Raw genomic sequence first — 6,868 nt, forward strand, 5'->3', positions numbered from 1 at the left:
CGCGAAGGAGCTCGGCTTCCAGCTCATCTCGAACCAGCCGCAGTACTCGATGCTCTGGCGGGTCATCGAGGGCGAGGTCGTCCCGGCCTCGAAGCAGCTCGGCCTCTCGCAGATCGTCTGGTCGCCCCGTCGAGGAAGTTCACGACGACGTGCACGGGCGCGGCGTCCGGGCCGAGGAGTCCGCGCGACAGCACCAGCCAGCGCCGGTCCTCGCTGAACCGGACGGCGTTCGCCTCGTAGCGGTGGTCCACGAACGCCTGCTCCGTACGGCGCAGCGCGACGAGCACCCGGTACGCGGAGAGGATCGTCGACTCGCGCTCCCCGGAGAGCGACGACCAGTCGAGCTTCGACCGCTGGAAGGTCTCCGGGTCCTGCGGGTCCGGCACGATCGACTCGTCCCAGCCGTGTTCCGCGAACTCCTTGATGCGTCCCTCGGCGGTGACCTTCCCGAGCTCCGGCTCGGGGTGGGAGGTGAAGAACTGCCACGGCGTCGAGGCCGCGAACTCCTCACCCATGAACAGCATCGGCGTGAACGGTCCGAGCAGGGTCAGGGCGGCTGCGATGACGAGCTGCTCGTCGTCGAGGGTCGCCGCGAGCCGGTCGCCCGCGGCCCGGTTCCCGATCTGGTCGTGGTTCTGGTTCGCGACCACGAGCGCCGTCGACGGCGACGTCCCGCGGTCGATCGGCCGTCCGTGGCGCTTCTTCCGGAAGGACGACCAGGTGCCGTCGTGGAAGAACCCGTGGTCGAGCACCTTCGCGAGCGCACCGAGCGGTGCGAAGTCCCCGTAGTAGCCGTTCGTCTCACCCGTGAGCGCGACGTGCACGGCGTGGTGGAAGTCGTCGGACCACTGGCCGGCGAGCCCGTACCCGCCGGACTCCCGCGGGCGGAACATGACCGGGTCGTTGAGGTCCGACTCCGCGATGAGCGACAGCGGTCGTCCGGTGAACGCGGAGTACGCGTCCGTCTCGGAGGCCATGTCCGCCAGGACGTGCGGCCGGGTGGTGTCACGGATGGCGTGCACGGCGTCGAGCCGGAGCCCGTCGACGTGGTGGTCCCGGAACCACATCCGTACGTTGTCGAGCACGTAGCGCCGGACCTCGGGGTGCTCGACGTTCACCGAGTCGCCCCACGTGTTGCCGAGCCCCTGCAGCAGGTACGGCCCGTACAGCGGGAGGTAGTTGCCGCTCGGCCCGAGGTGGTTGTAGACGACGTCCTGGATCACGCCGAGGCCCAGCGCGTGGGCCCGGTCGACGAAGCGGTCGTAGGCGTCCGGACCGCCGTAGGAGTGCTGGACGGCGTACCAGGCGACACCGTCGTAGCCCCAGTTCCACTCGCCGTTGAAGCCGTTGACGGGGAGGACCTCGACGAACGACACCCCGAGCTCGACGAGGTGCTCGAGCTGTGCGGCGGCGGCGTCGAGCGTGCCCTCCGGGGTGAACGTGCCGACGTGCATCTCGTAGATCACTCCGCCGCGGGCCGGTCGTCCGGTCCAGGCGTCGTCGGTCCAGGCGAAGCGTTCGGGGTCGACGACCTCGGACGGACCGTGCACCCCCTCGGGCTGGAAGCGGCTGCGTGGGTCGGGACGGACGGCGTCGTCGTCGTCGATGCGGAAGCCGTAGCGTGCACCGACGTGGGGGAGCACCGCGTCGGTGGTCCACCAGTCGTCGGTGCCCCGGGTCAGCGGGTACTCGACGTCGTCGACGACGAGTCGGACCCGGTCCGGCTTCGGCGCCCAGACGGCGTAGCGGGCGGGGACGGTCATGCGTGGCCTTCCAGGATCTCGACCTCGGCCTGCGCCTCGGACTCGGTGTCGTCGGCGGTCGTGCTGCCGGACGTGGTGGGGGTGCCGCTCGCGGCGTTGCCGGCCGCGGGCGTGACGTCGGCTCCGGCGGACTCACGCTCCGTGCCGTCGGCGACGGCAGCGGGTACCAGGAGAGCGACGGGGAGGTCGGCGAGCACCTCGCCCAGGGGGATGCCCCGGGAAGCCGGGACGCGCCTCCCGGTCAGCAGGTCCACGCGCTCGACGGGAGCCGCGTGCACCAGGGTGTCGCCCCAGCCGCCGACGCGCTCGAGGCCGATCGGCAGGCGCGTCGCGATGGTCACGGCTCCGCCGCGGTCGAACGCGAGCACGTGGTCGGCGGCGACGCCGCTGGCCTCGAGACCGAGGTACCGGGTGAAGAGCTCCGGGTGGTCTCGCCGCAGGCGCAGCGCTCGGCTCGTCACGAGGGTCTTCGCCGCGCCGTCCAGGCCGATCGCGGGCAGTCGCTCGGGTCCGGACTCCTCCGGACCGTCGAGCGTCGCGAGGACGTGTCGACGTTCGGCGTAGTCGACCGGGCGACGGTTGTCGGGGTCGACGAGGGAGCGGTCCCACGTCTCGGTGCCCTGGTAGACGTCCGGCACACCGGGCGCGGTGAGCTGCACGAGCTTCACGCCGAGTCCGTTCGACCAGCCGGCTGCGTCGATGCGCTCGTCCAACGCATCGAGGACGGCGACCACGGCCGGGTCGTCGAACGCGGCGTCGACCAGTGCGTGCATCCGACGCTCGAAGTCCTCGTCCGGCTCGGTCCAGGTGGTGCTGTCACCGGCCTCGCGCGACGCCTTCTCGGCGTAGGCGTGCAGCCGCTCGCGGCTGGCGGGCCGGGCCCCGACGATCGCCTGCCACAGCAGGTCGGCGAGCACGGCGTCCTCGAGCGGCGCGAGCGCCTGCAGCCGGTCGAGGGTGGACGACCACTCGTCCGCGATCTCGGCGAGCACGGCGATGCGGGCGCGGGTGTCCTCGCTCCGCTTGGTGTCGTGCGTGGTCAGCGTGGTCATCGTGTGCGGCCAGCTGCCGAGCCGGTCCCGCTGCGCCTGGTGGAAGTCCGCGACGGACACGGCGAAGACGCTCGGGTCGCCGCCGACCTCGGTCAGGCTCGTCAGCCGGGAGGTCCGGTAGAACGCGGTGTCCTCGACGCCCTTCGCCATCACCATGCCGGAGGTCTGCTGCAGGCGGACCGCGGCGGCGGACTCCGGGTCGATGAGGGTCGGCGCGATCCGGTCGATCACGTCGTTGAGGTCCGGGCGGGCCTCGGCGGCGCGTTCCAGCGCGGCGATGAGGTGGTGGCCGCCCTCGGGCAGGTACGTCCGGTACACGTCGAAGGATGCGATGACCTCGGCGAGGGCATCGACGACGCGGTCCTCGGGGAGACCCTCGGTCGTCGTGACGAGCAGCCGGGCGAGCCGTCGGACCTCGCTGCCGAGGATGCCGTCCGCGATGCCGCGCCGGGTGTCGTGCGTGAGCTGTTGCCAGTCGGCCGGTTCGGCTCCCGACGCGGCGGTCAGTGCCTCCTGCCCGGCGGGGTCCACGAACACGCGGTCCACCACCCCGAGCGCGTCGTAGCCCGTCGTGCCGTCGACCGGCCACGACGCCGGGAGCTCCTCACCGGGCTCGAGGATCTTCTCGACGAGCGTGTAGGCGCCGCCGGTGAGCTGCGCGAGGTCGTCGAGGTAGCCGGCCGGGTCGTACAGACCGTCCGGGTGGTCGATCCGGAGGCCGTCCACGAGGCCGTCACGGAACCACCCACCGATCACCCCGTGCGACGCTGCGAAGACCTCGGGCTCCTCGACGCGGATCGCGGCCAGCGTGTTCACCGCGAAGAACCGTCGGTAGTTCAGCTCGTGGTCGGCGCGCTTCCAGTGCACGAACTCGTAGTGCTGCCGGGCGTGCACGTCCGCGACGGAGTCGCCGGCCTGCACCGTGTCGGGAGCGGTCGGGTACGCCGTCTCACCGACGTACAGCCGGTCGTCACGGAGTTCGACGGCGTCGAGCAGTCGGTCGTCGAGCACCGGGATGCGGATCCGACCACCGGCGGCGTCCCAGTCGACGTCGAACGCCCAGGCCATCGGCGAGCCCTGCCCGTGCTCGAGCAGCGACCACCACCACGGATTGACGGACGGCGTCGCCACCCCGACGTGGTTCGGCACCACGTCCACGAGCACACCGAGCCCCGCCGCGTGCGCCGCCTCGGCCAGCGCACGGAAGGCCTCGTCGCCACCGCGTTCGACGTCCACCCGCGTGTGGTCGACGACGTCGTAGCCGTGCTGCGAACCGGGTTCGGCCTGCAGCACGGGCGACAGGTACAGCCAGTCCGCGCCGAGGTCGTGCACGTAGTCGACGACGTCCCGGGCCTGCGACAGGTCGAAGTCGGGGGTGATCTGGAGTCGGTAGGTCGAGGTGGGGACGCGCCTGGCGCTCATCGGGTTCCTTCGTCGGACGGCGCGGGGGCTCCGGCCGGGTTCTTCGGTGTGCTCGGTTCGGCCGAGGCCTCGTCGACCGGCGTGGTGCGGACCTCGTGGTCGGGCTCTTCGCGGAGGACGATCATCGACCGTGCGGGCACGTCGAGCGCCGTGCCGGCGTCGAGGACCTCTTCGCGGGCACCGGGATCGGCCGTGTCGATGCGGACCGTCCAGCCGGGCGCGTACTCCTCGGGCGGCAGGGTGAACGTGACGACGCCGTCGTGCGCGTTGAAGTAGGTGATGAACGCGACGTCGCTCACCCGCTCCCCACGGGCATCACGGCCGCGGATGCCGTCACCGTTCAGGTACATGCCGACGCTCTTGCCGAAGCCCGAGTCCCAGTCCTCCGGGTCCATCGCCTCGCCCGAGGGCGTCAGCCAGACCACGTCGGGGAGCGGCTCGCCCTCGCCCCGACGGACCGGACGCCCGTTGAAGTAGCGCGTGCGCCGGAACGTCGGGTGGTCGTGCCGCAGCTTCACGACGTCCGCCGTGAACTGGACGAGGTCGTCGTCGGCGTGCTCCCAGTCGATCCAGCTGATCGCCGAGTCCTGCGCGTACACGTTGTTGTTGCCGGACTGCGTCCGACCGAGCTCGTCGCCGTGCGCGATCATCGGGACGCCCTGGCTGAGGAGCAGCGTCGCGAGGAAGTTCCGCCGCCGCTGGAGCCGCAGCGCGGTGATCTCCGGGTCGTCGGTCGGACCCTCGACCCCGGAGTTCCACGACCGGTTGTGGCTCTCGCCGTCGTTGTTGTCCTCGCCGTTCGCCTCGTTGTGCTTCTCGTTGTAGGCGACGAGGTCGTACAGCGTGAAGCCGTCGTGCGCGGTGATGAAGTTGATGCTCGCCTTCGGTGTCCGGCCGTCGTGCTCGTAGAGGTCCGCCGAGCCGGAGATGCGCGAGGCGAACTCACCCAGCGTCGAGGGCTCCCCGCGCCAGAAGTCGCGCACGGTGTCGCGGTACTTGCCGTTCCACTCCGACCACTGCGGCGGGAAGTTGCCGACCTGGTACCCACCGGGGCCGACGTCCCACGGCTCGGCGATGAGCTTCACCTGGGAGACGATCGGGTCCTGCTGGACCAGTTCGAAGAACGCCGCGAGTCGGTCCACCTCGTAGAACTCACGTGCCAGAGCGGCCGCGAGGTCGAAGCGGAAGCCGTCGACGTGCATCTCGGTCACCCAGTACCGCAGCGAGTCCATGATGAGCTGCAGCGAGTGCGGGTGTCCGACGTTGAGCGAGTTGCCCGTGCCCGTGGTGTCCATGTAGTACCGCTTGTCGTCCTCGACGAGGCGGTAGTAGGCGGCGTTGTCGATCCCGCGGAACGACAGCGTCGGCCCGAGGTGGTTGCCCTCGGCCGTGTGGTTGTACACCACGTCGAGGACGACCTCGATGCCGGCGCGGTGCAGCTCGCGCACCATCGCCTTGAACTCCTGTACCTGCTGCCCGCGGTCGCCGGCGGACGAGTAGTGCGAGTGCGGGGCGAAGAACCCGATCGTGTTGTAGCCCCAGTAGTTCGACAGCCCCTTCTCCTGCAGGGTCGAGTCGTTCACGAACTGGTGCACGGGCATGAGCTCGAGCGTCGTCACGCCGAGGCGCTGCAGGTGCGCGATCACGGCCGGGTGCGCGACGCCCGCGTACGTGCCGCGCTGCTCCTCCGGCACGTCGGGGTGCGTCTCGGTGAGGCCCTTGACGTGCGCCTCGTAGATCACCGTCTCGCCGTAGGGGATCCGCGGTGCGCGGTCGCCCTGCCAGTCGAAGAACGGGTTGATCACGACGCCCTTCATCATGTGCGGCGCCGAGTCCTGGTCGTCCGTGGAGTCCGGGTCGCCGAACGTGTACGAGAACAGCGCCTGGTCCCAGTCGATGTCGCCGCTCGTGGCCTTCGCGTACGGGTCGAGCAGCAGCTTGTTCGGGTTCGCGCGCAGGCCGTTCGCCGGGTCGTACGGGCCGTGGACGCGGAAGCCGTACTCCTGGCCCGGCCCGATGTTCGGCAGGTAGGTGTGCCACACGTAGGCGTCCACCTCGACGAGGTCGATGCACTGCTCGGTACCGTCCTCGTCGAAGAGGCAGAGTTCCACGCGGTCCGCGGTCTCGCTGAACAGGGCGAAGTTCGTGCCGCTGCCGTCGTAGGTCGCGCCGAGCGGGTACGGGTTGCCGGGCCAGGTGTGCAAACGGTCCTCCAGGTGTGGGTTGCGCCAACATATCGGCGCCACCCCTCCACGTCCGCAGACAAGCCCCAGCGGTGGATGAACACCCCGTGCTCGCCCGCCTGTGGAGGGAGCGCCGAGTAGCCTCGCGCGCATGGCCAACATCGTGAGTCAGATCGCAGACAAGGTGCGTCCCGTCGGGGTCAGCACGAACTACGGGGAGCCCGTCGAGGTCGGCGACCAGACGCTCATCCCGGTCTCCATCGCCTGGTTCGGCTTCGGCGGTGGTGGCGACGACGAGAACGGCGGCGGAGGCGGTGGCGGTGGCACGTCCATCCCCGTCGGCGCCTACGTGCGCCGTCCGGGCAAGGACCTCGAGTTCGAGCCGAACCTCATCTCGCTGCTCGCGGTGAGCATCCCGGTCATCTGGGTGACCGGAACGGTCCTCCGC

General features: G+C 70.6%; 4 protein-coding genes. 1 reads left to right on the plus strand and 3 read right to left on the minus strand.

Features of this window, described 5'->3' with window-relative positions:
* Window positions 1-62 precede the first annotated feature (62 nt).
* From treZ to glgX, 3 genes are read right to left on the minus strand one after another with little or no spacing between them, the layout of a single operon-like run.
* Entirely contained in the window at window positions 63-1,763 is a 1,701-nt protein-coding gene (treZ, locus tag ACSW7Y_RS15300) for a malto-oligosyltrehalose trehalohydrolase (protein ID WP_438127100.1), read from the minus strand.
* Complete coding sequence (treY, locus tag ACSW7Y_RS15305) at window positions 1,760-4,237, minus strand: malto-oligosyltrehalose synthase (RefSeq protein ID WP_438127101.1); 2,478 nt, start codon at window positions 4,235-4,237, stop codon at window positions 1,760-1,762. Before treY ends, treZ begins: the two co-directional genes overlap by 4 nt.
* Window positions 4,234-6,441, minus strand: a complete 2,208-nt coding sequence (glgX, locus tag ACSW7Y_RS15310; RefSeq protein WP_438127102.1) for a glycogen debranching protein GlgX — start codon at window positions 6,439-6,441, stop codon at window positions 4,234-4,236. Before glgX ends, treY begins: the two co-directional genes overlap by 4 nt.
* 130 nt (window positions 6,442-6,571) lie before the next feature.
* Here glgX and ACSW7Y_RS15315 point away from each other — a divergent pair.
* A partial coding sequence (locus ACSW7Y_RS15315) for a hypothetical protein (protein ID WP_438127103.1) occupies window positions 6,572-6,868 on the plus strand: 297 nt, incomplete at its 3' end.

Source organism: Curtobacterium flaccumfaciens (assembly GCF_051548005.1).
Taxonomy (GTDB): Bacteria; Actinomycetota; Actinomycetes; order Actinomycetales; family Microbacteriaceae; genus Curtobacterium.